Annotated in this window: 23 protein-coding genes; 14 read left to right on the top strand and 9 right to left on the bottom strand. The window is 69.0% G+C overall.

All coding sequences use genetic code 11. The features are described 5' to 3' along the window. Positions 1–332: 332 nt before the first annotated feature. The 5 genes from OXM58_16255 to OXM58_16235 all read left to right on the top strand — a co-directional run bounded on the left by OXM58_16255 (position 333) and on the right by OXM58_16235 (position 5,051). Complete coding sequence (locus OXM58_16255; GenBank protein MDE0149919.1) at positions 333–782, top strand: MaoC family dehydratase N-terminal domain-containing protein; 450 nt, start codon at positions 333–335, stop codon at positions 780–782. A gap of 12 nt (positions 783–794) precedes the next feature. Beyond that, the gene (locus OXM58_16250; protein MDE0149918.1) at positions 795–1,205 is read left to right on the top strand and encodes a MaoC/PaaZ C-terminal domain-containing protein; all 411 of its coding nucleotides are present in this window, start codon (positions 795–797) and stop codon (positions 1,203–1,205) included. A 324-nt stretch (positions 1,206–1,529) separates the two neighbouring features. Continuing rightward, positions 1,530–2,360, top strand: a complete 831-nt coding sequence (locus OXM58_16245; protein MDE0149917.1) for an SDR family oxidoreductase — start codon at positions 1,530–1,532, stop codon at positions 2,358–2,360. Between the two features lie 65 nt (positions 2,361–2,425). Further along, on the top strand, positions 2,426–3,574 hold the full coding sequence (locus tag OXM58_16240) for an acyl-CoA dehydrogenase family protein (protein MDE0149916.1): 1,149 nt from the start codon (positions 2,426–2,428) through the stop codon (positions 3,572–3,574). A 76-nt stretch (positions 3,575–3,650) separates the two neighbouring features. Continuing rightward, a complete protein-coding gene (locus OXM58_16235) occupies positions 3,651–5,051 on the top strand; it encodes a cytochrome P450 (protein ID MDE0149915.1) in 1,401 nt (466 codons plus the stop codon). Between the two features lie 240 nt (positions 5,052–5,291). Here OXM58_16235 and OXM58_16230 read toward each other — a convergent pair whose 3' ends face one another. From OXM58_16230 to OXM58_16210, 5 genes are all read right to left on the bottom strand, one after another. Continuing rightward, positions 5,292–8,585, bottom strand: coding sequence for an error-prone DNA polymerase (locus OXM58_16230; GenBank protein ID MDE0149914.1), 3,294 nt, complete (start codon positions 8,583–8,585; stop codon positions 5,292–5,294). Between the two features lie 72 nt (positions 8,586–8,657). Next, the gene (locus OXM58_16225) at positions 8,658–9,299 is read right to left on the bottom strand and encodes a transposase (protein MDE0149913.1); all 642 of its coding nucleotides are present in this window, start codon (positions 9,297–9,299) and stop codon (positions 8,658–8,660) included. Further along, positions 9,299–9,535: a hypothetical protein gene (locus OXM58_16220; GenBank protein MDE0149912.1), complete on the bottom strand. Its 237-nt coding sequence runs from the start codon at positions 9,533–9,535 to the stop codon at positions 9,299–9,301. Before OXM58_16220 ends, OXM58_16225 begins: the two co-directional genes overlap by 1 nt. Before the next feature lie 61 nt (positions 9,536–9,596). After that, the gene (locus OXM58_16215) at positions 9,597–11,327 is read right to left on the bottom strand and encodes a hypothetical protein (protein ID MDE0149911.1); all 1,731 of its coding nucleotides are present in this window, start codon (positions 11,325–11,327) and stop codon (positions 9,597–9,599) included. A 539-nt stretch (positions 11,328–11,866) separates the two neighbouring features. Further along, positions 11,867–12,721: a hypothetical protein gene (locus OXM58_16210; protein ID MDE0149910.1), complete on the bottom strand. Its 855-nt coding sequence runs from the start codon at positions 12,719–12,721 to the stop codon at positions 11,867–11,869. Positions 12,722–13,167: 446 nt separating this feature from the next. Between OXM58_16210 and OXM58_16205 the strand changes: the two genes are divergently transcribed. Both OXM58_16205 and OXM58_16200 read left to right on the top strand, forming a co-directional pair. Next, positions 13,168–13,713, top strand: a complete 546-nt coding sequence (locus tag OXM58_16205; protein MDE0149909.1) for a gamma carbonic anhydrase family protein — start codon at positions 13,168–13,170, stop codon at positions 13,711–13,713. Then, on the top strand, positions 13,710–14,534 hold the full coding sequence (locus OXM58_16200) for an SDR family oxidoreductase (protein MDE0149908.1): 825 nt from the start codon (positions 13,710–13,712) through the stop codon (positions 14,532–14,534). The genes OXM58_16205 and OXM58_16200 overlap by 4 nt, the downstream gene beginning before the upstream one ends. A 28-nt stretch (positions 14,535–14,562) precedes the next feature. On the opposite strand, the gene OXM58_16195 is transcribed toward OXM58_16200, so the two are convergent. Further along, positions 14,563–14,856, bottom strand: coding sequence for a cupin domain-containing protein (locus OXM58_16195; GenBank protein ID MDE0149907.1), 294 nt, complete (start codon positions 14,854–14,856; stop codon positions 14,563–14,565). Positions 14,857–14,886: 30 nt separating this feature from the next. Continuing rightward, on the bottom strand, positions 14,887–16,698 hold the full coding sequence (phaC, locus tag OXM58_16190; GenBank protein MDE0149906.1) for a class I poly(R)-hydroxyalkanoic acid synthase: 1,812 nt from the start codon (positions 16,696–16,698) through the stop codon (positions 14,887–14,889). A 318-nt stretch (positions 16,699–17,016) separates the two neighbouring features. Here phaC and OXM58_16185 point away from each other — a divergent pair, with 318 nt between their 5' ends. The 7 genes from OXM58_16185 to OXM58_16155 all read left to right on the top strand — a co-directional run bounded on the left by OXM58_16185 (position 17,017) and on the right by OXM58_16155 (position 23,902). Beyond that, a complete protein-coding gene (locus OXM58_16185; protein MDE0149905.1) occupies positions 17,017–17,703 on the top strand; it encodes a hypothetical protein in 687 nt (228 codons plus the stop codon). Between the two features lie 34 nt (positions 17,704–17,737). Continuing rightward, on the top strand, positions 17,738–18,934 hold the full coding sequence (locus OXM58_16180; protein ID MDE0149904.1) for an LL-diaminopimelate aminotransferase: 1,197 nt from the start codon (positions 17,738–17,740) through the stop codon (positions 18,932–18,934). 42 nt (positions 18,935–18,976) lie between these two features. Then, complete coding sequence (locus OXM58_16175; protein ID MDE0149903.1) at positions 18,977–20,269, top strand: homoserine dehydrogenase; 1,293 nt, start codon at positions 18,977–18,979, stop codon at positions 20,267–20,269. 25 nt (positions 20,270–20,294) lie between these two features. After that, positions 20,295–21,272, top strand: coding sequence for a class II fructose-bisphosphatase (gene glpX / locus OXM58_16170; GenBank protein ID MDE0149902.1), 978 nt, complete (start codon positions 20,295–20,297; stop codon positions 21,270–21,272). 23 nt (positions 21,273–21,295) lie between these two features. After that, on the top strand, positions 21,296–23,110 hold the full coding sequence (gene recJ / locus OXM58_16165) for a single-stranded-DNA-specific exonuclease RecJ (protein MDE0149901.1): 1,815 nt from the start codon (positions 21,296–21,298) through the stop codon (positions 23,108–23,110). A gap of 103 nt (positions 23,111–23,213) precedes the next feature. Further along, positions 23,214–23,471: a hypothetical protein gene (locus tag OXM58_16160; GenBank protein ID MDE0149900.1), complete on the top strand. Its 258-nt coding sequence runs from the start codon at positions 23,214–23,216 to the stop codon at positions 23,469–23,471. Continuing rightward, positions 23,468–23,902, top strand: coding sequence for a PIN domain-containing protein (locus OXM58_16155; GenBank protein MDE0149899.1), 435 nt, complete (start codon positions 23,468–23,470; stop codon positions 23,900–23,902). The genes OXM58_16160 and OXM58_16155 overlap by 4 nt, the downstream gene beginning before the upstream one ends. A 6-nt stretch (positions 23,903–23,908) precedes the next feature. Here OXM58_16155 and OXM58_16150 read toward each other — a convergent pair whose 3' ends face one another. Next, positions 23,909–25,198, bottom strand: a complete 1,290-nt coding sequence (locus tag OXM58_16150) for an AMP-binding protein (GenBank protein ID MDE0149898.1) — start codon at positions 25,196–25,198, stop codon at positions 23,909–23,911. Beyond that, positions 25,195–26,181 (bottom strand): hypothetical protein, encoded by a 987-nt coding sequence (locus OXM58_16145; protein ID MDE0149897.1) that lies wholly within the window; start codon positions 26,179–26,181, stop codon positions 25,195–25,197. The genes OXM58_16150 and OXM58_16145 overlap by 4 nt, the downstream gene beginning before the upstream one ends. Positions 26,182–26,183 lie beyond the last annotated feature (2 nt).

The following is a 26,183-nucleotide window of genomic DNA, read 5'->3' as shown; positions in this document are numbered from 1 at the left end:
CCTAGCGTCAGGCCGCGCGAATGCAAGCGGTGCCCTTCGAGACGGGGCTTCGAGACGCGGTTCTTCGAACCGCTCCTCAGCCCCTCCTCAGGATGAAGAGGTGTATTGGCCAATCGTTTCAGCTTCATCCTGAGGAGCCGAAGGCGAATGCCTGAGCCGTCCCGAAGGGCTTCATCCTGAGGAGGGCGTTGAGGAGGCCCGAAGGGCCGTCTCGAAACGCCCGTCTCGAAGGACGGCCGGGCCTGCAAACCTTTCCGTTTGCCGCGTTGACAGGGCGGGACGCGGGCGATAGCCCCACCGGAGAGCGGTACGGGACGGTGAAGGACGCGGCGATGCCGAGGCTGGACAGAAACCTGATCGGCACGGTGCTGGAGCCGGTCGTGGCCGAGGTCGAAAAGGGCGAGATTCGCCAGTTCGCCAACGCGATCGGCGCGACTGACCCGATCCACACGGACCTCGAAGCGGCGCAGGCCGCCGGCTATCCGAACCTAGTGGCCCCGCCGACCCTGGTCTTCTGCCTGGCCCAGCGCAATGCCGAGCCGACGGAAGGGATGGTGAAGCTCGGCTTCGACGTGGCGAAACTGCTGCACGGCGAGCAGCATTTCGAGTATTTCCGTCCGGTCTGCGCCGGCGACACGATCACGCTCAGCACCCGGATCGAGGATATCTACGAGAAGAAGGGCGGCCTGCTCGAATTCATGGTGCAGAAGACCGACGCCGTGAACCGGGACGGCGCCCTGTGCGCGACGATGACCGCCGTCGTCGTCCAGCGCCACGGCTAGAGGAGACGCGCGATGGACGCGGCAGCCCTGAAGGTCGGCGACGCCATTCCCGAGCTGGTCATCGACCGGGTGTCGCGGCAGACGCTGGCGCTCTATGCCGGCGCGTCGGGCGACCACAACCCGATCCATATCGACACGGACTTCACCCGCGAGGCCGGCGTCGGCGACGTGTTCGCCCACGGCATGCTGGTCATGGCCTGGCTTGGCCGGGCGCTGACCGGTTTCGTGCCGCAATCGGCCCTGCGCAGCTGGGGCGTGCGCTTTGCCTCGATCACCCAGGTCGGCGCGCGGATCCGCTGCACGGGCACGGTGACCGAGCGGTTCGAGCAGGACGGCGAGCAACGCCTGCGCCTCGACATCGCCGCCACGGACGAACACGGCGACGTCAAGCTGAAAGGCGAGGCCGTCGTCGCGGTCGGCTGACAACCGGCATCCCGTCATACCGTATTGCAACGCATCGAAGTTCGAAGGAAGGTCGTGCGTCAGTTAGAAATTCAGCGTCGGCCGGAGCCGATCCCTTATCCGTCATTTCGACCGGAGCCCCGGATTCATCCGGGGCGGAGCGGAGAAATCTTTCACCTGCGAAGCTTGGTCCCAAGCATTGTTCCGGAAAGATTTCTCCGCTACGCGGCTGCGCCGCTCCGGTCGAAATGACGGGGCAGGGCGAGGAGAGGCGCGCGTTTTCGTGCCGCCGCATACTCTGTTCCTACAAACCGACGTACGATCCAAAGGAAGGCAGGTAACCGCATGGCCAAACTCGATGGCAAGGTCGCCCTGGTCTCCGGCTCGGGGCGCGGCATCGGCAGGGCATTGGCGCTCAAGCTGGCCGGCGAGGGCGCGCGGGTCGTCGTCAACGACCTCGACCCCGATCCCGCCAACGAAACCGCGGAAGCAATCCGGGCGCTCGGCGCCGAGGCGGCGGTCTGCGCCGGCGACGTCGCCGCGGACGATTTCGCCGACCGCTTCGTCAAGACGGCGATGGACGCATGGGGCGGCATCGACATCGTCGTCAACAATGCCGGCTACACCTGGGACAGCGTCATCCAGAAGATGACCGACGAGCAGTGGGACGCGGTCATGGACGTTCACGTCAAGGCGCCGTTCCGCATCCTGCGCGCCGCCGCCGAGCCGATCCGCATCGCCGCCAAGAAGGAGGCGATGGAAGGCCGCGAGGTCATCCGCAAGGTGGTCAACATCTCGTCGATCGCCGGGCTCTACGGCAATGCCGGCCAGATCAACTATTCGGCGGGCAAGTCCGCCATGATCGGCATAACGCGGACGATGGCGAAGGAGTGGGGCCGCTACAAGGTCTGCGTCAACTGCGTCGCCTTCGGCTACATCAAGACGCGCATGACCCAGCCGATGGACAAGGACGATCCGCCGGTCCTCGACATCGGCGGCCGGGACATCCGCGTCGGCGTCCAGCCCCACATGATCCAGATGATGGAGGCGATCATCCCGATGGGCCGCGGCGGCACGCCGGAGGAGGCGGCCGACGCCGTCTACCTCTTCTGCACGCCGGAGAGCGACTATATCAGCGGCCAGGTGATCGTCGCCGGCGGCGGCCTGCTGATCTGATCCGGGCGGCGTAACCGGACTTTCGGAACGGCCCGCAGCCGGCTGAAAAACAAAGGATTTTCCTCATGGGCGACTACGTCTCCCCCTGGATGACCGAGGAGCTTTCCCTGCTCCGGGATTCGGCGGCCCGCTTCTTCGAGCGCGAATTCGTGCCCCACGAGGAGCAATGGGCGAAGGACGGGATCATGCCGCGGGAGATGTGGAACCGGGCGGGCGGCGCCGGCCTGCTGTGCGCCGGCATCCCGGAGGACTATGGCGGCGCCGGCGGCAGCTTCGCCCACGAGACGGTGATCCTGTACGAGCAGGGCAAGGCCAACGTGCGCAGCCTCGGCAACGCGGTGCACAGCGGCATCGTCGCCCACTACATCCATGCCTACGGTTCGGAGGAGCAGAAGCGCCGCTGGCTGCCGAAGATGGCGGCCGGCGAGCTGGTCGGCGCCATTGCCATGACCGAGCCGGGCACCGGCTCCGACCTCCAGGCCGTCCGGACGACCGCGCGCATGTCCGGCAACCAGTATGTCGTCAACGGCCAGAAGACCTTCATCACCAACGGCCAGCACGCCGACCTGGTGATCGTCGTCGCCAAGACCGACCCGGACGAGAAGGCGCGCGGCGTCTCGCTGATCGTCGTCGAGACCGAAGGCGCCGAGGGCTTCAGCCGCGGCCGCAACCTCGAGAAGCTCGGCCTCAAGGCCCAGGACACGTCGGAACTGTTCTTCGACGACGTCAAGGTGCCGACCGCCAATCTGCTCGGCGCCGAGGAGGGGCAGGGCTTCTTCCAGCTGATGAACCAGCTGCCCCAGGAGCGGCTGATCGTCGGCATCGGCGCCTGCGCGGCGATGGACCTCGCGATCGAGCTGACGGTCGACTATGTCAAGCAGCGCAAGGCGTTCGGCAAGCGCATCCTGGATTTCCAGAACACCCGCTTCAAGCTCGCCGAATGCAAGACCGAGGCGCATATCGCCCGGGTCTTCGTCGACAGCTGCCTGCAGCGTCATCTCGCCGGCGAGCTCGACGTCACGACCGCCGCAATGGTCAAATGGTGGTGCGCCCAGAAGCAGAACGAGGTGATCGACGAGTGCCTGCAGCTGTTCGGCGGCTACGGCTACATGGACGAATTCCCGATCTCGCGCATGTATGCCGACGCAAGGGTGCAGAAAATCTACGGCGGCACCAACGAGATCATGAAGGAACTGATCGCGCGGACGTTGTAAGCCGCCGCCCGGCGCTCCGCGGCGGGTTGCAGCCGAGACGCGGCCTCGCGTGGCCCTGCGGCACGGAAGACGTCGCATGAAGACCTATAGGGATCTCGACGGTCCGCCCGCCCTGCCGGTCATCGGCAACCTGCACCAGATCCGCCTGAACCGGCTGCACCTCACCCTTGAGCGCTGGGCCGACCGCTACGGGCCGCTCTACCGGGCGCGGCTGGGTCCCATCCGCGTGGCGGCGGTGTCGGACGCCGCTGCCGTCCGGCAGGTGCACCGCGAGCGGCCCGGAAAGTTCCGGCGCTGGCGGGCGATCGAGGCGGTGGCGGGGGAAATCGGCATGCTCGGCGTGTTCGCCGCCGAGGGCCGGGACTGGCGGCGGCATCGCGGCCTGGTCGCCGCGGGGCTCAACGCGGCGCGGGTCCGGCCGTTCTTTCCCAAGCTCGCGGTCGCCGTCGGCCGCCTGCAACGGAAATGGGAGCGCGCCGCCGATGCCGGCGAGACGACGGACCTGTGCCGCGATCTGATGCGCCTGACCGTGGATGTGACCGCGCAGCTCGCGTTCGGCATCGACTTCAACACGGTCGAGACCGAGGGGCCGGTCATCCAGCGCCATCTCGACCGGGTTTTCCCGATGGTCCATCGGCGCATCAATGCACCGCTCGCCTGGTGGCGGTATGTCCGCCTGCCGGCCGACCGTGCGCTCGACCGCGCGCTTGCCGGGCTCCGGACCGAGGTGAACGGGATCATCGGCGAGGCCCGGGAGCGCATCCGCGCGAATCCGGCGCTTCGCGACTCGCCGTCGAACTTTCTGGAGGCGATCATCGCCGCCGGCGAGGACGGCCGCGGCAGGTTTTCCGACGCCGACATTTTCGCCAATGTCTGCACCCTGCTGCTCGCGGGCGAGGACACCACCGCGCACACCATCGCCTGGACCGTGCACGGCTTCATGCAGCATCCGGAGCATTTCGCCCGCGCCCGTGCCGAGGTCGACGATGCGATCGCGCCGGCGCCGGCCGTCGAAGAGCCGGAGCAGGTCGAGCGGTTTCCGTTCCTCGACGCCGTCTGCAACGAGTCGATGCGTCTCAAGCCGGTCGCCCCGGTGAACTCGCTGGAGCCGGTCGAGGATGCGGAGATTCTGGGCCACAGGATCCCGCGCGGCACCATGGTCATGGCGCTGAACCGCCATATCGCGATGCAGGACGGCAATTTCGGCGACGGAACCCGCTTCGATCCCGAACGGTGGCTGGCGGGCGAGGCGCGGGGATGCCCGCACGATACCGACGCCTTCATTCCGTTCGGCTCCGGGCCGCGTTTCTGTCCGGGCCGCAGTCTCGCCCTGCTCCAGATCCGCACCGTGCTCGCGATGTTCTGCCGCAATTTCGACGTCGAGCCCGCGTTCCCGGCGCGTCCGATCGAGGAAAAGCACGCCTTCACCATGATGCCCGAAAACCTGCTCGTCAGGCTCAGCCGCCGCGCGTCGTGACAATCGCATTCTCCTTTAATTCGGGATTGTCCATTCGGGGTTTTTCGCCCTCGCCCGTCATATCGACCGGAGCAGTCCGAAGGACTGCGGAGCGGAGATATCTTTTCTGCACAGTGCGAGGACCAAAGCACTGTAGCGGAAAGATTTCTCCACTCCCTTCGGTCGGTCGAAATGACGGGGAGGAATCGGCTTGGCCGTTCCGGTCGAAATGACAGGTGGGGCGTGGCCGTCTCGAAACCCTCAATGGAAATCCCGCGACGGGTACATCCGTTTGTGCAGGCGGTCGCGGCGGGGGTCGCGCTTCGGGTCGCGCGGATCGCGGGCCTCGCGGGCGATTTCGTCGGCGCGGGCCAGCGCGTTTTCGAAGGCCGGGTCGAAAGTGGCATCGAGCCGGCCCAGCCCGTCGAGCCGGACGGACAGGTCCTCCAGCCGGCGCGCGACGATGTGGATGACGAGGCCCTCCTTCTGGACCTCGCCCGCGACCCGGACCAGCCGGGCGCCCATCACGACCGGCCGGTAGCGCTCCAGCGCATGGGGCCAGACGATGACGTTGGCCGCACCCGTCTCGTCCTCCAGGGTCATGAACACGACGCCCTTGGCCGTGCCCGGCCGCTGGCGGATCAGCACCAGGCCGGCGACCTCGACCCGCTGGCCGTTGCGGCAGCCGGGCAGGTCGCCGTGCCGCGTCGCCCGGTCGAACGGCGCCTCGCCGCGCAGCAGGGCGAGCGGATGCGCCCGCAGGGTCATGCGCACGCTGGCGTAGTCGTCCACCACCTGCTCGCCCAGCGTCATCGCCGGCAGCGCGGCCGGCGGATCGCCGGGCTGCTCGTCCTCGTCCATCGCCGCGAACAGGGGCAGTGCGGCCGGCCGGAAGCGCCGCACCGCCCATAAGGCCCGCCGCCGGTCGAGCCCGAGCGAGCCGAAGGCGTCGGCCCGGGCCAGCCGCTCCAGCACCGCCGCCGGCAGGCCGGCGCGGCGCCACAGGGTCCACGGGTCCGGATAGCCGTTGCCGCGCGCCGTGACCAAGCGCTCCATCGCCTCCTCGCGCAGCCCCTTGACCTGGCGGAAGCCGAGGCGCAGGGCCATGGCGCCGTCCGCGCCGGGCTCCAGCATGTTGTCCCAGCCGCTGCGGTTGACGTCGACCGGCCGCACCTCGACGCCGTGCTCGCGGGCGTCGCGCACGATCTGGGCCGGGGCGTAGAAGCCCATCGGCTGGCTGTTCAGCAGGGCGCAGGCGAAGGCCGCCGGATAATGGCATTTGAGCCAGGCCGAGACATAGACCAGCAGGGCGAAGCTGGCGGCGTGGCTTTCCGGAAAGCCGTAGTCGCCGAAGCCCTCGATCTGCCGGAAGCAGCGCTCGGCGAAGTCGCGCTCGTAGCCGCGGGCGACCATGCCCTCGACCATCTTGGTGCGGAAGCCGTGGATCTTGCCGGTCTTGCGGAAGGTCGCCATGGCGCGGCGCAACTGGTCGGCCTCGGACGGGGTAAACCCGGCGGCGACGATGGCGACTTTCATCGCCTGTTCCTGGAACAGCGGCACGCCCAGCGTCTTGCCCAGCACGTCTTCCAGCTCCCTGGACGGGAATTCGACTCTCTCCTCGCCGTTGCGCCGGCGCAGATAGGGATGGACCATGTCGCCCTGGATCGGGCCGGGCCGGACGATCGCGACCTCGATCACCAGGTCGTAGAAATCCCGCGGCTTGAGGCGCGGCAGCATGGACATCTGGGCCCGGCTCTCGATCTGGAACACGCCCAGCGTGTCGGCCTTGCAGATCATGTCGTAGACCGCGGAATCGTCGGCCGGCACGGTGGCGAGGTCGTGGCGCCGGCCGTAGTGCCGGGCCAGCAGGTCGAAGCCCTTGCGGATGCAGGTCAGCATGCCGAGGGACAGCACGTCGATCTTGAGGATGCCGAGCGTATCGAGATCGTCCTTGTCCCACTCGACGACCGTGCGGTCCTCCATCGCCGCATTCTCGATCGGCGCCAGCGCGTGCAGCGGCCCGTCGGTGATGACGAAGCCGCCGGTGTGCTGGGACAGGTGGCGCGGGAAGCCGACCAGTTCGAGCGCCAGTAGCAGGGCGCGGCGCAGGGTGGGATCGGCCGGGTCGAGCCCGGTCTGCCGGATATATTCGGGCTTGAGGCCGTCGTCGCTCCAGCCCCAGACCGTGCGGGCCAGGATGTCGACCGTATCCTCCGACAGGCCGAGCGCCTTGCCGACCTCGCGGATCGCGCTGCGCGGCCGGTAGGAGACGACGGTCGCGGTCAGCCCGGCGCGGTGGCGGCCGTATTTGCCATAAATATACTGGATGACCTCCTCGCGCCGCTCATGCTCGAAATCGACGTCGATATCCGGCGGCTCGTTGCGCTCGGCCGAGACGAAGCGCTCGAACAGCAGGTCGACCTTGCCGGGGTCGACCGCGGTGATGCCGAGGCAGTAGCAGACCGCGGAATTGGCCGCCGAGCCGCGGCCCTGGCACAGGATCTTCCGCCCGCGGGCGAAGCGCACGATATCGTGCACCGTCAGGAAATAGGGCGCGTAGCCGAGCTGGCCGATCAGCGCCAGTTCGTGCTCCAGGGCCGCCCGGACCCGATCCGGGACGCGGCGGCCGTAGCGTTCGGCCGCGCCGCGCCATGTCAGCCGTTCCAGTTCTTGTTGAGGGGTCCTTCCTTCGGGAATCGGATCGACCGGGTAGACATATTTTAATTGATCGAGCGAAAACGATATTTTCTCAACGATTTCAGACTGTTGGTGGATAGCATACGGGTACGTATGGAACAGGTTCGCCATCTCCTGCGGGGGTTTGAGATGGCGTTCGGCATTGTCGAACAGGCGGAAGCCGGCTTCGTCCAGGGTGCAGTGTTCGCGGATGCAGGTCAGCACGTCCTGGAGCGGCCTGCGCGCCGGGACGTGGTAGTGGATGTCGTTGGTCGCCACCAGCGGCACCCCGGCCGCCGCCGCCAGCCCGGCCAGCCGGTCGAGCCGCCTGGCGTCGTCGCCGCGATACAGGCAGCTCGCCGCAAGCCAGGTATTGCCCTGAAAAAGACCGGAGATGCGCTTGAGAATAAAGGGAAAACCGTCGCCGCCGGCGGCGCGGTCCGGCGGGTCGCATTCCGGAATCCCGTCGGGCGGCAGCACCACGATGCACTGGCTCCCGGCAAGGTCCGGCAGGTCGGCGAGCCGGAGATGGCAGTCGCCCTTCTCCGCCCGGCGCTTGCCCAGGGTGAGCAGGCCGGAGAGGCGGGCGTAGGCGGGCTTGTCCTGCGGGAAGCACAGCAGGCTGATGCCGTCCTGCAGGTCGAGGCGGGCGCCGACCAGCAGCGTGAGTCCGGCCCGTTTGGCCGCGCTGTGGGCCCGGACGACGCCGGCCAGCGTGTTGCGGTCGGCGATGCCGATCGCGCGGTAGCCCAGCTCCGCCGCCCGCATCACCAGCTCCTCCGGGTGCGAACCGCCGCGCAGGAAGCTGAAATTCGTCGTCACCTGCAATTCGGCATAGGCCGGGACGGGGCCCGGGCCGGGGCGGCTGTCAAAGGGCATGACGTCCTCCCACCGCCGCCGGACTGTCGGGAAATGTCAGGAAATGTAAGGGAGGTGGTCGGAAGGACGGCATCAATCGCCTCTGACCGCCGCAGGGGCGCCGGCCGCTGTAGGGGAGGGTTTCAAACCCTCCCCTACGAATTCGGGGCTGCTATCGGGCCGGCTTTTGCCCCAATTGCCGGGATTATCGAAAATATATGCCCGGATACGCTGGAGATCGGCATCGGAACGGATGATCCGGTCATGGAAGCTGCGTTGCCAGACCCTGGTGCGCGGGGAATGCCGGACGGCGTTTATCCGCCGGGCGGAGAATGTCTTGAAGCCGCGCACCAGCTCGACAAGCGACGGCGCGCCGTCCCGAAGATGAACCACGCCATGAAAATGGTTCGGCATGACGGCGAATTCGTCAAGTTCGATGGCCGGGTAATGCGTCCGCAACTGTAGCCAGCATTCCTCGACAATCCCGCCGAGCCGGTTCGGTCGCCAGATGCCGTCTTCGACGCGGCCGAACAGGCATCGGTAACCATCGGTGCATGTCGTGACGAAATAGGCTCCCGGCGTCGCATAATCGTAACCGGGCAGGCGGGTCGGCCTGCGGCGCGGGAAAGGCGATGTTCCGGCATCGCCGACCGCCGCAGGGACGCCAATCGCCGTAGGGGAGGGTTTGAAACCCTCCCCTACAAAATCCGGGGAATTTGCTTTGGGTGGCGTCATCAGCAGTCCCGCTCCTCCCTCAGCAGGGTGACGCTGTCGGTCTGCTCGATATCGCGCGGCGTCATTGCGGCGATCGCATCGGCCCGCGCCCAGAATTCCTTTTTGGTCAGGGTTTGGGCGGCGTTGTTCAGGATATGGCGCACCTCGGCCTGGAGCGAGCGCCCGTTCTGGCGGGCTTGGTGTTTCAGCCGTTCGACGGTTTTGTCGTCCAGGTTGCGGATCGTCAGCGTGGCCATCGTCGTTTCCTCAAAAAGTCTAGTCAAATCCGGCAGTAAGTAGCTTCATTTCAACCCGTTTTCACCCCATCAGCCCGTGGACCGACCATCGGTTTGCCGGGCCGGCCGCCGGGTCGCGGTACAGCCAGAGGCGGACCGGCGCGGCCCCGTCCGGAATATCGTCTGGAATACCGCCCGAAGCCTCGGCGGGGACCGCCGCGACCTGCCAGTAGTCGCGGATCGCGGTTTCGCCGTGCCACCAGCGGCCGAGGCGGCGGGCCGGGCCTTCGTCCGCGATGACCCGCCAGACCCGGCGGCGCCAGGCGAACCGGCCCGGCACGGCCTCGGCCGCCGCCTCGACCGGCTCTGGCGCTTCCAGCAGGCGCACCGGCAGGGCCGGGCCGGCCAGACGGTCCGGGCTCTGCCAGGCGGTCCAGCCGGACGCCGGATTGCCGGCCCGCAGGTCGAGCGCCGGCGCATAGCGGGTCTGGGTTTCGGGCAGGGCGGTCTCGCAGGGCAGGGCGCGCAGGACCGCCGCGCGGCCCAGCCGGTTGGCCAGCCGGTCGATCAGGGTGTCGACCTGGCTCAAATCCGCCCGGTCCTGCGGAATCGGCAGGCCGCGCCGTTTTTCGTGTAATGTCCCGACCGGACTTCGACGGCTAACCTTCTGAATTGCCTTCTGTTCCACGATGAAGGGTTCGACCGAGACGGCCCTTAGAACGACCGTTTCAATTCCCGGATCCGGGTCCAGACTTTCGAGCCGGGGCGCGAACAGGCGCGCCAGATGGGCCGGATCGCGGCTCGGGCGGCTGACCCCGATGCGCGCGCTGTCCAGCGTATCGTCGGCGCGGACGATGGCGAACTCGAGCTGCCGGGCGCCTAGGCCGGCGGCTTCCAGCCTGCGGGCGAGCGCGAGCAGCAGCCGTTCGAAGGCGGCGGTCATGCCCTCCGGCGTGCCGACCGGCTCGGCATAGTGCTGGCGCACGCTGTAGTCCGCCGGCGGCGGCAGCGGCGCGATGCTCTCCGGCGCAATGCCGAGGACCCGGTCCAGCCGCTCCAGCACGCCGGCGGCCCGGCCGGCCGGAAAGCGGTTGGCGACGGCGGCGCGGGGCAGGGCCATGAGGTCGCCGACCGTGGCGATGCCGAGGCGCGTCAGGGTCTCGGCGTCCGCGTCGCGCAGGCGCAGGGCGGCGGCGGGCAGGGGCTTCAGCCAATCGGCCTGCGCGCCTTCCGGAATGACGGGGTGCAGCGGATCGCCGTGTCGCGCCCAGGCCCGGGCGGCGCCCGGCGTATCGGCAACCGCGCAGCGAACGGTAAAACCGAAATCTTCCAATCGGTTGGCAAGGTTTCCTGAAAGCATTTCCTCGCCGCCCGCCAGATGGGCGCACCCGCTGATGTCGAGCAGCAAGGCAGTCTCGGATTGAGCGGGGGCGGGCGGATCGTCTTCCGCCGGCGCTTCCGGCGCGACCCAGGGCGTGTAGCGCGTGCACCAGCGCGCCAGGTGCAACAGCAGGCGGCTGTCGGCCGCCGGGTCGGCCTCGACCGCTTTGAGGGCGGGGCACAGGCTGCGCGCGTCCGCCAGGCTCTGGCCGGGCCGCACGCCGCTCCGGCCGGCCGGGCCGTTGACCGCCACCGCGATGCGCCGGCCGCGGTCGTGCCGGACGATCGCGACGGGCCGCACCGCCAGCGCCGGCCGCCGCCGCGCGATCCGGTCGGTCGCGAAGCAGGGCAGCCAGCAGTAGAGGATGCGCCGGCCGGCCGCCCCCGAACGGAACCGGGCACCGGTCCGGCCGTCGAACAGGTCACGCGGCATGGCAGGCTCTCCGCCGTGATGCCGGCGCCTTTAACCGGTCGAACAGCCGGTTCATGCTATTCAGGATACTGGATACAAACAGGCCGTTTGGCCCGGAACGGCCGGCCAGGTTTCCACCGGAGTCCTTGCAGACCCTGGGCTTGCGCCGGATGCCGGCGATCATGTCAAACCCCGGGAATGCTTTGCCGGGGCTGTCGATTGTATACCGGCTCCCAAGACCGAATCGGGACAAACCGACGACCGAACCGGCCGCCGGCGTCGATCCGGCCGTCTGTTTTGCGGCCGGGCGCGCCGGAAATTCCGCCGGCCAGAGGCCGACCCGGCAACCGATGGCGTGCGTGCGGGTCGCGGATCGTCCGGCGCTTTCCGCGGGCCGCCGTCGGGCCGTTTGGCCGCGGCATCGGTCTCCGCCGCGTTGGTCCAATCTTGAATGATCGTTACTTCATGGTGCGGCGGTCTGGAATCGAACAACACACCGTTATCGGCGACCCTGCCGGCCGGCCCGACGGTATCCGGAGCGCCCTGCCGAGGGCCGGATATCATGCCCCTGCCCACACCCGGTCCCGCGCCTGGTGAAGCGCGCCTGCTGCCGCCGGCTCGAACGCCTGTTGCCGCCGGTTCCAGACAACCGGCCAGCGGCCGGGCCGCCCGCCCCGGCAGCGGTGCAGATGCACCGTCCAGGCCGGGTCGCCGGTCTGCGCCCCGAAACCGGTCGAGGGATCGGCCGGGTCGGACAGCCGGGCAGCCGCGGCCCAGCGGGTAACGGCGGCCGAGGGCGCCAGGGCGCCGCCTTTGCCTATCCTGTGTTCCGTTGCCTTTTTCGCCCGATGCAGGGACCCGTACAGGGGCCGGTGCAGGAACAGGGGCACGCCGCCCCGGCCGGCGGCGAGTTGCAGGCGGCGGGTCGCCGAAAAGTCCGGCGCCCCGACATCGCCGGCGACGGCGGCGAGCGCCGGGCAGCGCAGTCCGTCCTCCATCGCCCACAGCACCTCTTCCCCGCTGCGGCAGCGCACGAACAGGAAATCCGCCGGATCGCAGCCATAGACCGGCAGGGCCGGGGCGAACAGGTCGCGCCGGCAGCTGACCCACAGGACCGGCCCGGCATGGCCGGCGGCCTTCTGCCGCCCGATCAGCGCCAGCAGGAAGGCCGTCGGCGCGCCGTCCCCCGGATCGCCGCACAGGATCTCGTGCACCGCGCCGCGCGGCAGCCCGCCCCAGGGCAGCGCCGCATCGATCGCCGGCAGGCCGAGCGGGACGATTTCGCCCGGGGCGGCGGGCAGGGCGGCCGTATCCCCGCCCGCTGCGCCGCTGCCCGGCGCGGCCGGCGCCGGACAACCCTGTTCCAGCCGGCGGATCCGGTCGCGCAGCCGGTGCAGCGTGGCGGCGGTCGACATCGGCGGCGGTTTCCTTTTCGCAAGAACGAACACGTACATTTATAGAACAATACGAGAATAAATAATGCAAGTCGACTCGAAAGCCGGTCGTGTCTCAGTTTGATTTTTCGTGTCGGCCGGCGTCGATCCCCTGTCCCGTCATTTCGACCGGAGCCCCGGATTCATCCGGGGCGGAGCGGAGAATTCTTTCACCTGCTGTGCTTGGTCAAAAGCACTGTTCCGGAAAGATTTCTCCACTTCGCGGCTGCGCCGCTCCGGTCGAAATGACGGGGAGGAACAGGTTCGGTCCGGCGCGACCGAGAGGGTCCAAGTGTGTTCCTCGCGCAAACGGCATTGCCTCCCGCGGGGCTTGCCGCCGCCGGGCTGCCGGCGTAACACGGCCGGCGCACACGACCGCCCGATCTTCCGACCGCCCCGGCCGCAAAACCGACCGCCCCCGACCGCTCATGAACCAGCCCGTCATCCTGCCGTTCCGCGGCGTCGAACCGGACATCGCGGACACCGCCTTCATCGCGCCGAACGCCGCGATCATCGGCGACGTGCGGATCGGGCCGGGCAGCAGCGTCTGGTACGGCTGCACGGTGCGCGGCGACGTCAACAGGGTGCGGATCGGCCGCGGCAGCAACCTGCAGGACAACAGCACGATCCATGTCGACAGCAAAAAATACCCGACCATCGTCGGCGACGAGGTGCTGATCGGCCACCAGTGCCTGCTCCACGGCTGCACCATCGGCGACCGTGCCACCATCGGGATGCAGAGCTGCCTGATGGACGGCGTCACGGTCGAGCCGGGCGCGATGGTCGCCGCCGGCTCCCTGGTCACGCCGGGCAAGGTGATTCCGGCCGGCCAGCTCTGGTCCGGCCGGCCGGCGAAATTCATGCGCGAGCTGGACGAGGACACCCTGGAGGCGCTGCGCGAAGGCGCGCGCCACTACGCGCGTCTGGCGCAGGAACACAGGGTGATCAAGGCTGACGGAAAGGACTTGCGATGACGCTCCCGACTCCCGATTTCTCCCGCCTCGCGCCGGCCGCCGGCTACCGCCTCGCCATCACCGGCGGCTGCGGCGGCATCGGCAAGCGGCTGACCGAGGTGGCGGTCGCCGAAGGGCTCAAGGTCGCGGTCATCGACCTCCCGGGCTCGCTGGAGCGCCATACGCCGCCCGCGGGGGTCGAGACGCTGCCCTACGACGCGCGGGACAACGACGGCGCCGACCGGGCGTTCGAGGCCCTGGCCGGTATCTGGGGCGGCGCGCTCGACGGGCTGGTCCATCTGCCGGGCTACATGTCGCCGCCCAAGCCGGTCGAGGACATGACGGCGGCCGAGATCGACGAGGCGCTGTCGGTCAACCTCCGCTCGGCCTTCCTGGCGGTCAGGGCGGCGCTGCCGATGCTGCGCAAGGGGGCGGGCGAGACCGGCAACGCCTCGGGCATGGTGTTCGCCGCCTCGGGTCTGGCGACCCTGGTGGAGAAGACCACCGGCACCTATTCGGCGGCCAAGGCGGGCATCATCGCGCTTGCCAAGGGGCTGGCGAAGGAGAATGCGCCGGAGGTGCGGGCCAACTGCATCGCGCCGGGCGCGGTCGATACCGCCTTCCTGCGCGGCGGCACCGGGCGCGGCGGCGACGTGACGCCGAAGAACGAGCAGGATTTTCCGGCCGGCATGGACAACTCGGCCATGCTGGCGACGATTCCGCTCGGCCGGATCGCGGTGACCGACGATATCGTCGGGCCGGTCCTGTTCCTGCTGTCGGAAAAGGCCCGCTTCATGACCGGCCAGACCCTCTACATCAACGGCGGCCGGCTGATGGTGTGAGCGGGGCGGGGCCGCTGCACCCCGCCGGTCAGCGGTTCTCGAGCAGTTCAATCTCGATGAAGGCGAACTCGTAGTCGTTGGCGTTGATCACGTCGTGGGCGACGCCGCGCGGCCGGTTGTAGGGCTTGCCGACCTCGAGTTCGGAGTCGCGCGTGCCGTCGGGCTCGACCAGGCGCAGGGTTCCGGTGGTGATCGGCACGACGACGTAATCGTGTTCGTGGACGTGGTAGCCGGTCGCCGCGCCGGGGGCGAAGCGCCACTCGGTCACGCGGACCCGCTCGTCCTCGATCATCACGGTCGGCACCGCTTTCAGTTCGCTCATGGTCTCCTCCGGTCGGGGTTTGCTCGCGCCCTAATCCGTTGCGCGGACCTTGACGTAGCGGCCGGGCGCCGGCTCGATGATGGCGAGATCGCCGTCTCCCGGCTGGCGCGCGTCGACCTTGCCGCCGGTCTTGCGGGAAATCCAGCGCTGCCATTCCGGCCACCAGGAGCCTTCATGCTGCTTCGCGCCGGCGAACCATTTTTCGGGGTCCGCCGGGTGCTTCGGATTGGTCCAGTAGCCGTATTTTTCCGAGCCTTCCGGGTTGACCACACCGGCGATGTGGCCCGAGCCGCTGAGGCAGAACTTCACCGGCCCGCCATAGAGCTGCGTGCCCGAATAGGTCGCCTTCCAGGGCGCGATATGATCGTCCTTCGTCGACAGGATGAAGGTCGGCGCCTCGACCGCGCCGAGGTCGATCGGCGTGCCCAGCAGGTCGATGGCGCCCGGTTCGACCATAAGGTTCCGCTGGTACATGTTGCGCAGGTAGAACATGTGCATGGCCGCCGGCATGCGCGTGGCGTCGGAATTCCAGTACAGCAGGTCGAAGGGGAAGGGGTCCTTGCCGAGCAGGTAGTTGTTGATGACGAAGGACCAGATCAGGTCGTTGGCGCGCAGCATGTTGAAGGTGTTCGCCATCTCCTTGCCTTCGAGATAGCCGCGCTTGGCCATGCGCTGCTCCAGGCCCTTCAGCTGCTCCTCGTCGATGAAGACGCACAGGTCGCCGGCATTTTTGAAATCGACCAGGGTGGTGAAATAGGTCACGCTCTTCACCCGGCCGGCCCGGCCGCTGTTCGCCAGATGGGCCATCGTGCAGGCGGTCAGCGTGCCGCCCAGGCAATAGCCGATCATGTTGAGCTGCTTTTCGCCGGTCGCCCGCTCGATGGCGTCCATCGCGGCCAGCGGGCCCTCGGCGAGATAGTCCTCGAAGGTCTTGTCCGCGAGCTTCGAATCCGGATTGACCCAGGAAATCACGAAGACCGTGTGGCCCTTCGAGACCGCCCAGCGGATGAAGGAATTCGAATCGCGCAGGTCGAGGATGTAGAACTTGTTGATCCACGGCGGGACGATCAGCAGCGGCGCCCTGTACGCTTTTTCGGTCAACGGGGCGTACTGGATGAGCTGCATCAGGTCGTTCTCGAACACGACCGAACCCCTGGAGGCGGCGACGTTCTCGCCGACCTCGAACTTGGTGTCGTCGGTCATGCGGATGGCGAGCCGGCCCTTGCCGCGCTCCAGGTCGGTCAGCAGGTTGTTCAGTCCGTTGACCAGGTTCTCGCCCTTCGATTCGACGGTTGCGCGCAGGACTTCGGGGTTGGTCGCCGCGAAGTTGGTCGGCGCCATCGCGTCGATCCACTGATTGGTGAAGAATTCCACCTTGTGGGCGGTGTGGTCGTCCAGGCCCTCGGTCTCGGCGACCGATTTCTGGATGTGCCGCGACGCCAGCAGGTAGGATTGCTTGATGAATTCGAAGGCCGCGTTGTCGGTCCATGCCGCGTCCTTGAAGCGCCGGTCTCCGGCCTCGGGCGCGATGTTCGGCTTGGCCGCCGAGCTATCCGCCGCGGCGCCCGTCATGCGCCGCGCCGCATCGGTCCACAGCTCGGCATAGTCCGACCAGAACCGGGTCTGCATCTCCCACAGCCGGGCGGGATCGGCCATCATGTGCCGGGTCAGCTCGAAGAATGCGCCGCCGACCTTGAGCGGATCCGGGTCCTGCAGGCCGTCCTCCTTCTGCGACGCCAGAAAATCCTCGACGATCTTCTGGCTGCGCTCGGCGATGGAGGCGAACTGCTCGGCGGCGGCAGCCATGTCGGGCGGTGCGGCGTCGGTACGCGGTTCGGTCATGGCGCAAATCCTTATCCGTCCCCAAATTCATTTTTCCCGGGGCGAACGAGGCCCTTCATGCGGGTGCGCGGCCCGGCCGGGCCGATCGCGATCCCGTGCCGGCGGGTCCGGGAAGCGGGCGATTCCGGTTAGGTATACTGCGGAATTTCTCCGGCAGGATGACCGGATGTCCGCCGGGCGGCGACGGGTTGACGCACAGCGCGGCGCGCCGGCCGAATACTCTGGCCGTTGGCTTGCAGCGGGCAGGATATGCTACCAGTTCTGTGTCGCACGGCCGGCGCGCGGTTCGCCCGGCGGCCGGCATACGGAGCTTCGATCATGATTGTCGCCGAGCCGAAAATGTCCGTCCCGCGCAGAATGAGACTGGCCGCCCTGGCAACCGTCCTGGCCGCCGCCCTGACCGCTTTGGGCGCCTGCGCGAGCCCGGAAAAGGGCGAGTCTCCCGGCGCCGACAAGCCGTTCCCGAAACTGGCGACGGTTCCCGACAAGCCCGAGGGGGAAACCCGGCGCCAGCGCATGCAGATCCAGGAGGGCCTGTTCGCCGACCGGCGCAACGCCCGCTACCTGGAAGGTGGCGGGCCCCGGGCCGGCTATGGCGGGGCGCCGGACAAGGTGACCGACAGCGATGTGCGCGCCGAGATCTTCCGGCCCGGCAGCGCGAGGGAGGAGGCAAAGGTCAGGACCGTCGACGGCGTCCGGCTCGTGCGCTCCGGCTTCATCGCCGCGGTCGCGTTCCGCGGCAAGGGCACCGGGCTGCCGCCGGGCAGCGGCCGCAAGATCGTGCGCATCGCGCAGGTCCAGAATCTGCTGAACAGCACGCTGACCCTGATCGGCCGGGCCGGCAGGGGCGAATCCGCGGCGACGGCGCTCGCTCGGGCGCAGGCCGTCAAGACCGGCCTGACGACCGTGGGCGTGCCGGCGAACAAGATCCGCGTCCGCAGGGGCAAGGGGACGGCCTCGCGGGTCGATATCTACATGTCCGGCGGACGGGCGCCCAGGCAGTAGCCCGCTTTCCGCGCCGCAACGGGACCGCCGGCCGGTGACGCCCGCCGAACCCTTCTACCGCCTCAAGCGCCTGCCGCCCTACCTGTTCGCCGAGGTCAACGCGATGAAGCACCGGGCGCGGGCGGCCGGCGAGGACATCATCGACTTCGGCATGGGCAACCCGGACAGCGCGACGCCGGCCCACATCGTCGACAAGCTGGTCGAGACCGTCCGCAATCCGCGGACCCACCGCTATTCGACCTCGCGCGGCATTCCCGGGCTGCGCCGGGCGGTCGCCGCCTACTACGAGCGGCGCCACAACGTGACAGTCGATCCGGAGCGGGAGGTCGTCGTCAACCTCGGCTCCAAGGAGGGCTTCGTCAATCTGGCCCAGGCCATCGTCGCGCCGGGCGACATGATTATCGCGCCGAACCCGACCTACCCGATCCACAGCTATGCCTTCATCATCGCCGGCGCCTCGATCCGCCATCTGCCGCTGACTCCGGCGCACGATTATCTCCGCGAGCTGGACCGGGCGGTGCGCCACTCGGTGCCGCCGCCGACCGCCCTGATCCTGAACTTCCCGTCGAACCCGACGGCCCAGGTCGTCGATCTCGATTTCTACCGGGAGGTCGTCGATTTCTGCCGCCGCAACGACCTGCTCATCGTTTCCGACCTCGCCTATGCGGAAATCTATTTCGACGGCGAACCGCCGCCCTCCATCCTGGAAGTGCCCGGCGCCCGGGATATCGCCATCGAGTTCCAGTCGCTCAGCAAGACCTATTCCATGCCGGGCTGGCGGCTCGGCTTCGCCGTCGGCAACGAACGGCTGGTCCAGGCGCTCGCCCATGTGAAATCCTACGTCGATTACGGCGCCTTCACGCCGATCCAGGTTGCGGCCACGGCGGCGCTGAACGGCCCGCAGGATTGCGTGGCCGAGTTCCGGGAACTGTACCGGCGGCGGCGCGACGTTCTGGTCGAAGGGCTGGCGGCGGCCGGGTGGGACGTCCCGAGCCCGCCGGCCACCATGTTCGCCTGGGTGCCGCTGCCGCCGCGCTTTGCGAACATGGGGTCGATGGAATTTGCCAAACTGCTGCTCGGCGAGGCAAAAGTCGCGGTATCGCCGGGCATCGGATTCGGCGAGTATGGCGAGGGCCATCTCCGGGTCGCGCTGGTCGAGAACACGCAGCGCATCCGGCAGGCGGTCCGCAACATCAAGGCATTCCTTTCCGGCGATGCGGCCGGCGCCTGACCGGCCGCGCGTTCCGGGTGGCGTTCCTCCGGGCGGGGTGAAGTGAGCGACGAGATCAGACTTGCCGTGGCCGGCCTCGGAACGGTCGGCGCCGGCGTGGTGGACCTCCTGCAGCGCAACGGCGACCTGATCGCCGCCCGGGCCGGCCGCCGGCTGACCGTCGCGGCGGTCTGCGCGCGCGACCGGGCGAAGGACCGCGGCGTCGATCTCGCTGGCGCAACCTGGTACGACGATCCGGTCGCCCTGGCCGGGGCCGGCGGCCACGAGGTCTTCGTCGAGCTGATCGGCGGCGCCGACGGGCCGGCGAAATCCGCCGTCGAAGCCGCGCTCGCCGCCGGCAAGCACGTCGTCACCGCCAACAAGGCGCTGATCGCCGAACACGGCGCGGCGCTCGCCGCGCAGGCCGATTCCGCCGGGGTCGCCCTGTCGTTCGAGGCCGGCGTCGCCGGCGGCATCCCGATCGTCAAGGCGATGCGAGAAGGCCTGGCCGGCAACCGGATCGGCCGGGTCGTCGGCATTCTGAACGGCACCTGCAACTATATCCTCACCGACATGCGCCGCAGCGGCCGCCCGTTCGAAGAGGTTCTCGAAGAGGCGCAACAGCTCGGTTATGCCGAGGCCGATCCCAGCTTCGATGTCGACGGGATCGACGCCGCCCACAAGCTCGCCATCCTGACCAGCCTGGCGTTCGGCGTGACCGTCGATTTCGCCGGCGTCTCGATCGCCGGCATCCGCAAGGTCCGGCCGGTCGATATCGCCTTCGCCGGGGAACTCGACTACCGCATCAAACTGCTCGGCATCGGCGCCCTGACGGACTCCGGGATTGAGCAGTGCGTCGAACCCTGCATGGTCCGGCGCACCTCGCCGCTCGGCGCGGTCGACGGGGTCTACAACGCCGTCACGGTGCAGTCGGACGCTGCGGAGGATACGACCTACGAGGGCCGGGGCGCCGGCGCCGGGCCGACCGCCTCGGCCGTCGTCGCCGATATCGTCGACATCGCGCGCGGCCGGGCGCTGCCGGCCTTCGGCATTCCGGCCGCGGCGCTGAAACCGCTGCGGCGGGCCGATCCCGAAGCCAGGCGCGGCGCCTTCTATGTCCGGCTGATCGTGCGCGACCGGCCGGGCGTGATGGCCGATATCGCGGCCGCCCTGCGCGACGAGCAGGTGTCGCTGGAAAACGTCTTCCAGCGCGGCCGGGCGCCGGACGATGCGGTGCCGGTCGTGCTGACGACCCACGAGGGCGGCGAGGCGGCGCTGAAGCGGGCGCTGGTCCGGATCGGCGGGCTGGAGACGGTCCTGGAGGAGCCCTGCCTGATCCGCATTGAGGACTCCTGAGAGACGGCAAGGGGAACGCTGGGGAATGGCTGAAGGAGACGTGCTGGAGCGCAATCTGGCGCTCGAAGCGGTCCGGGTGACCGAGGCGGCAGCGCTGGCGGCCTCGCGCCTGATGGGGCGCGGCGACGAGAAGGCCGCCGACCAGGCCGCGGTCGACGCGATGCGCAAGGCGCTGAACGTGCTGTCGATCGACGGCACCGTCGTGATCGGCGAGGGCGAGCGCGACGAGGCGCCGATGCTGTTTATCGGCGAGAGGGTCGGGGCCGGCGGCCCCAAGGTCGATATCGCGCTCGACCCGCTCGAAGGCACGACGATCACCGCGAAGGGCACGGAGAACGCGCTGGCCGTCATCGCCATGGCGCAGGAGGGCGGCTTCCTCCACGCGCCGGACGTTTACATGGACAAGATCGCGGTCGGCGGCGGCCTGCCCGATGGGCTGGTCGATATCGACGCCGAACCGGCCGCCAACCTGCAGGCGCTCGCCGAAGCCAAGGGCGTCACGGTGCAGGATCTCGTCGCCTGCATCCTCGACCGACCGCGCCATGCCGAACTGATTGCGAAGGTCCGGGAGGCCGGCGCGCGCATCAAACTGATCTCCGACGGCGACGTGAGCGGCGTCATCGCCACCTCGAAGCCGGACAGCGGCACAGACATCTATCTCGGCACCGGCGGCGCGCCCGAGGGCGTTCTGGCGGCGTCGGCGCTGCGCTGCATCGGCGGCCAGATGCAGGGGCGGCTGCTGTTTCGCAACGACGACGAGCGCCGGCGCGGGCGCCAGGCCGGGATAGAGGACCAGAACCGGGTCTACGGTCTGGACGACATGGCGCACGGCGACGTCATGTTCGCCGCCACGGGTGTCACCGATGGCTCCATGGTGCGCGGCGTGCGCCGCTGGGGCACCGGCGCGGCGACCCATTCGATCGTCATGCGCTCGAAGTCCGGCACCGTCCGGACCATCGAGGCGACCCACAACTTCCAGCGCAAGGCGGCACCCGATCTGTAGACCCGAAGACGAAATCGCCGTCCATGCCTGACAGCGCCCCGCAACCGGCGGTCCTGCCCGCGCTTCTGGGAGTCGAACGGTCGCTCGGCGGCCGGCGCTGGCAGCCGCGCACCTCCGGCGCGCCGGAAGCCGACGAACGCCTGGGGATGGCACTGGCACAGCGTCTCGATCTCCCGGACATCGTCGGCCGCCTGCTGGCGAACCGCGGCGTGACGCCGGAGACGGCGGAGGACTTTCTCGAGCCGAGCCTGAAGGCCGCATTGCCGGACCCGTCGCATCTCCGGGACATGGACGCCGCGGTCGAGCGGATCGTTGCCGCCCTGGAAAACAGGGAGCCGACGGCCGTGTTCGGCGACTACGATGTCGACGGAGCGACCTCGGCGGCGCTCCTGCACCGGTATTTCGCCGAACTCGGTACACCGCTGCGCCTTTATGTGCCGGACCGGATTGCCGAGGGCTACGGCCCCAACGCCGACGCCCTGCTGCGCCTGCAGGAAGAGGGCATCCGGCTGGTCCTGACGGTCGATTGCGGAATTTCGGCGCACGAGCCGCTGGCCGCGGCGCAGTCCGCCGAGCTCGACGTCGTCGTGCTCGATCATCATGTCGCCGAGCCGGCGCTGCCGCCGGCGGTCGCGGTCGTCAACCCGAACCGGCTGGACGAGGACAGCCCGCACACGGCGCTCGCCGCGGTCGGCGTGACCTTCCTGCTGCTGGTCGCGCTCAACCGCGCGCTGCGCGAACGCGGCCGGTTCGAGGGGCAGCCGGAACCCGACCTGATCGGGCTGCTCGATCTGGTCGCGCTCGGGACGGTCTGCGATGTCGTGCCGCTGCGGGGCCTGAACCGGGTGCTGGTCGCGCAGGGGCTGAAGGTCATGGCCCGGCGGCGCAACCTCGGATTGCGGGCCCTGGCCGACGTGGCGCGGATGGCGAGCGCGCCCGGCGCCTATCACGCCGGTTTCCTGCTCGGGCCCCGGGTCAACGCCGGCGGCAGGGTCGGGCGGGCCGATCTTGGCGCCCGGCTGCTGACCACCGACGATCCGGCCGAGGCCCGGCGGCTCGCCGAAGAGCTCGACAGGTTCAACACCGAGCGGAGGGATATCGAAAAGGCCGTGCTCGCTGCGGCGCTGGGCGACGCCGAGGCGCAGGCGGCCGAAGGGCAGCCCCTCGTCCTGGTCGCGGGCGAGGGCTGGCATCCCGGCGTGATCGGCATCGTGGCGTCGCGGATCGTCGAGCGGACCAACCGGCCGGCCTGCGTCGTCGGGCTGGACGGCGCGGCCGGCAAGGGCTCCTGCCGCTCGATCGCCGGGGTCGACCTTGGCGCCGCCGTGATCGCCGCGCGCCAGGCCGGCCTGCTGGTGAACGGCGGCGGCCACCGGATGGCGGCCGGCCTCACCGTCGAAGCGGGCAAGGTCGAGGCGCTGCACGGCTTCTTGTGCGAACGTGTCGAGCGCGCGGTGGCGACGGCCGGCGCTGTGCGCACGCTGGGGATCGACGCGGTGCTGACGCCGTCCGCGGCCACCCGCGCGCTCCAGGAGCAGATCGACCGGGTCGGGCCGTTCGGCGCGGGCAATCCGGAGCCCCGCTTCGCGCTTTCCGGCGCGCGGATCGCCAAGGCCGATGTCGTCGGCGACAACCACGTCCGCTGTTTCCTCGCGGACGCGCAGGGCGGGCGGCTCAAGGCCATCGCCTTCCGCAGCCTCGGCGAGCCGCTCGGCGACGCCCTGCTCAAGGCGGGCGGCGGCGCGCTTCACCTCGCCGGCAAGCTGCGCGCCGACGACTGGAAGGGCCGCGAGGACGTCCAGTTTCTGATCGACGACGGGGCTGTCATTGCAGGGTGACGCCGGCGCGGCGCTTGCGCCATCCCCGATGCGGCCGGGATAGACACCGTACGCCCGTAGCCATATATATGGGTTCCCATATCCCGGATAACGGGAGTACGGTATGAAAACCACGGTGGAAATTTCCGACGGTCTCGCCGAAGAGGTGAAGGCCTACATGGCGCAGGAGGGCGTCACCTTCCGTTCGCTCGTCGAACGGGGCCTGATCGAGGTGCTGCGCGCCGGGCAGGCGCCGGCACCGTTTACCCTGCGCGACGCCAGCGTCGGCGGCCGGGGCTTGCAGGCTGCGTTTCGCGAGGCCGGCCAAGACCGGATTTGGGACCGGATCCGCGACGCCGCCTATGCCGGGCGGGGAAGTTGATCGCGGTCGACACCAATATCCTGGTCTACGCCCACCGCGCCGACTCGGACCGGCACGGGCCCGCGCGGGCCTGCCTCCGGCGGCTTGCGGAAGGGCGCGCGCCTTGGGGGCTGCCCTGGCCCTGCGTGCACGAGTTCATCGCCGTCGCCTCCCATCCGGCGATCTACGACCCGCCCTCCACGATCACGCAGGCGTTGGACCAGGTCGAGGTCTGGCTCGCTTCCCCGGCTGTCCGTCTGCTTGCGGAAACCAGCGCGCACTGGACGGTATTGAAGGCGCAGCTTCTGGCGGGACGGGTCCGCGGCCCGGCGGTGCACGATGCGCGGATTGCTGCGCTTTGCCTCGCCCACGGAGTATCGGAGCTCTGGACCGCTGACCGGGACTTCGGCCGTTTTCCCGGCCTCGCCACTCGCAACCCGCTGGTCGATTGACGCCGCCTACCGCCGGTCCTGAAACCGTGGCGCTTTCACGGCGCCTTCGAATTCGCGGGCCAGCGTGCCGAGGTCGAGCTGGACCAGTTCGGGGCGCAGTTCGAAGACGGTGCGGATCTTCTCGGACAGTTGGGCCGCCAATGCGTCGGCGTCCGCCTCCTTCCGGGCCTCGTAGGACACGCGCAGCACGTCGAGCGCGTCCGGGCCGGCCAGCGCCTCGCACTTGAAGTCCTGCACGCCCGCCATGGCGAACATGAAATCCTCGAAGTCCCCGTGCGTGATGTTGATGCCGCGGACCTTGAAGAAGCCGGCCGTGCGGTGGGCGTGCTTGAGGCGCGGGAAGACGCTGTAGCCGTCGCCTTCCGCTTCAATCGAGCGCCAGACCACGAGGTCGCCGGAATTCCAGCGGATGAAGGGCGTGGCGTTGACGTTCCACAGGGCCGTGGAGACCAGCACGCCTTCCTCGCCGGGGCCGACCGGCTCATGGCTCTCCGGGTCCAGCACTTCGAGGTGGAACATGTCGGTCCACATGCGGAAGCCGTCGTGCAGCTCGTCTTCCGCGCCCATCATGCACATCTCGGTCATGCCGAAGCCGTCGTAGACGGTGGCGCCCCACATGCTCTCGATCTTGGCCCGCTTGGCGGCGGAAAGCGGCTCGGCGCAGCACAGGATTTTCTCTACGGAGGAGTTCTTCAGGTCGAAGCCCGCGGCCTCGGCGAGATTCGCCAGATGGAGCGCATAGCCGGGCATGCCCATCCAGACCGTCGGCCGCATCTGGTCGATCAGCTCGACCTGGACCGCCGAGGGCGTGTTGGCGCCGGCGCCGGCCCAGTTCACCCCGACGCCCATCTGCTGGCAGACCCGGGCGCTGACATGGCCGACCGGATGGATGCCGAGCGGGTAGGAGATGTGCGCCGTGTCGCCCGCGCGGACACCGGCGAGATGGATGCCGCGCCGGAAGCCCTCGAACATGAACTCCATGTCCCGGAAGGTGCGCGGATAGAACAGCGGCTTGCCGGTCGAGCCGCCGGATCGCCAGTATTCCTCGATGTCCTCGCGCGGCGCGATGTTGAAGTCGGTCATGAACGCGCGCGGGGAGAGGGCGCGCAGCTCCTCCTTGTCGAGGATCGGGATGCGCCGCCATTCGTCCGGCTCGTGGATGCGGTCGAGATCGAGGTCGGCCGGCAGGCGTTTGCGATGGAGCGGCGCGCGGAGCGCGGCCTCGGCGGCGGCGCGCATCCGCTCCCGCCGGATGGCGTCGATTTCGGCCTGGGACTTCGGGAACGCAAGGGTCATGCGAACCGGCCGATCCAGCGTTTCTGCGCTTCGTAGCCCTCCGGCATCGGCCCGGCCGCTTCGGCTTCCGCATAGCCGGCGAGCCGCGCCCGCTTTTCTTCGCTGTCCTCGGGCATGTCGTCGAGCGAATCGCCGATCATGCGCTCGAAATCCGCGCCGACCGGGCAGACGTCCTGGCAGCGCCGGCAGCCGGTGATCGCGCCGGCGCCGCGCAGGATCGACTGCCACAGGTCGAAGGTGTCTTCCGAGCGCAACATGGATTTCTGCTGCGCCGGTTCGGCGTCGAGCATCCGGTCCATGAAGTCGGTCAGATGATGGAAGCCGTGGGGCGCGCGGAACTTGTCGCAGCCCGCCCAGTCGCGGTCCCAGTGGCCGACGACGTCGCCCGGGCAGGTGCGCAGGCAGCGCCCGCATTCCGGCCCCTTGCACAGGGCGGTTTCCGTCCGGCTGTCGCACTCGACCGGCGCCGAACAGAGCACGCCGGCGAGCATCACCCGCGGGCCGTATTCCGGCGTCAGCAGCTGCAGGTTCAGACCGAGGGTGCCGAGCCCGGCCTCGACGGCGCAATGGTCGAGGGAGAGCAGCGGCTTCATCGGCTCGCCGGGATCGCCGCGGTAGCGCCAGGGATCGACATGGGTCGGCGGCACGATGAGGGCCGGCCAGCCTTTCGCTTCCAGCCACAGCACCAGCTCGAGGGCGATCTCCTCGAGCGTCGTCATGGTCAGTTCGTCGTTGTAATATTTGTGCCGCTCGTCCCAGCGCGGGATGCGCGTCACGCCGGCCGACAGCCGTTTGGCCAGCACGATCACCCGGTCGGCGTCGTAGTCCGAGATGTCGGCCGGAATGCGCGGGTCGGCCGGGTCGGGCGGGTTGGCGTTGATCTCGGCGCTGTCGGCGATGCCGGCCAGGTCGGCGCCGAGTTCGCGCGCCTTCGCCTTGATGTCGGCCGCGGTCAGGGCCTCCTGGAAGACGGAAACCGCCACGG

The organism is Rhodospirillaceae bacterium, from assembly GCA_028819475.1.
In the GTDB taxonomy this organism is placed as follows: Bacteria; Pseudomonadota; Alphaproteobacteria; order Bin65; family Bin65; genus Bin65.
Note: the sequence above shows the minus strand (reverse complement) of the source record. Positions and strands in the feature narration are given on the sequence as shown.

Coding starts and splice junctions, on each gene's coding strand:
- OXM58_16255 (MDE0149919.1), top strand. CDS start 333: ATGCCGAGGCTGGACAGAAACCTGATCGGCACGGTGCTGGAGCCGGTC.
- OXM58_16250 (MDE0149918.1), top strand. CDS start 795: ATGGACGCGGCAGCCCTGAAGGTCGGCGACGCCATTCCCGAGCTGGTC.
- OXM58_16245 (MDE0149917.1), top strand. CDS start 1,530: ATGGCCAAACTCGATGGCAAGGTCGCCCTGGTCTCCGGCTCGGGGCGC.
- OXM58_16240 (MDE0149916.1), top strand. CDS start 2,426: ATGGGCGACTACGTCTCCCCCTGGATGACCGAGGAGCTTTCCCTGCTC.
- OXM58_16235 (MDE0149915.1), top strand. CDS start 3,651: ATGAAGACCTATAGGGATCTCGACGGTCCGCCCGCCCTGCCGGTCATC.
- OXM58_16230 (MDE0149914.1), bottom strand. CDS start 8,585: ATGCCCTTTGACAGCCGCCCCGGCCCGGGCCCCGTCCCGGCCTATGCC.
- OXM58_16225 (MDE0149913.1), bottom strand. CDS start 9,299: ATGACGCCACCCAAAGCAAATTCCCCGGATTTTGTAGGGGAGGGTTTC.
- OXM58_16220 (MDE0149912.1), bottom strand. CDS start 9,535: ATGGCCACGCTGACGATCCGCAACCTGGACGACAAAACCGTCGAACGG.
- OXM58_16215 (MDE0149911.1), bottom strand. CDS start 11,327: ATGCCGCGTGACCTGTTCGACGGCCGGACCGGTGCCCGGTTCCGTTCG.
- OXM58_16210 (MDE0149910.1), bottom strand. CDS start 12,721: ATGTCGACCGCCGCCACGCTGCACCGGCTGCGCGACCGGATCCGCCGG.
- OXM58_16205 (MDE0149909.1), top strand. CDS start 13,168: ATGAACCAGCCCGTCATCCTGCCGTTCCGCGGCGTCGAACCGGACATC.
- OXM58_16200 (MDE0149908.1), top strand. CDS start 13,710: ATGACGCTCCCGACTCCCGATTTCTCCCGCCTCGCGCCGGCCGCCGGC.
- OXM58_16195 (MDE0149907.1), bottom strand. CDS start 14,856: ATGAGCGAACTGAAAGCGGTGCCGACCGTGATGATCGAGGACGAGCGG.
- phaC (MDE0149906.1), bottom strand. CDS start 16,698: ATGACCGAACCGCGTACCGACGCCGCACCGCCCGACATGGCTGCCGCC.
- OXM58_16185 (MDE0149905.1), top strand. CDS start 17,017: ATGATTGTCGCCGAGCCGAAAATGTCCGTCCCGCGCAGAATGAGACTG.
- glpX (MDE0149902.1), top strand. CDS start 20,295: ATGGCTGAAGGAGACGTGCTGGAGCGCAATCTGGCGCTCGAAGCGGTC.
- recJ (MDE0149901.1), top strand. CDS start 21,296: ATGCCTGACAGCGCCCCGCAACCGGCGGTCCTGCCCGCGCTTCTGGGA.
- OXM58_16160 (MDE0149900.1), top strand. CDS start 23,214: ATGAAAACCACGGTGGAAATTTCCGACGGTCTCGCCGAAGAGGTGAAG.
- OXM58_16150 (MDE0149898.1), bottom strand. CDS start 25,198: ATGACCCTTGCGTTCCCGAAGTCCCAGGCCGAAATCGACGCCATCCGG.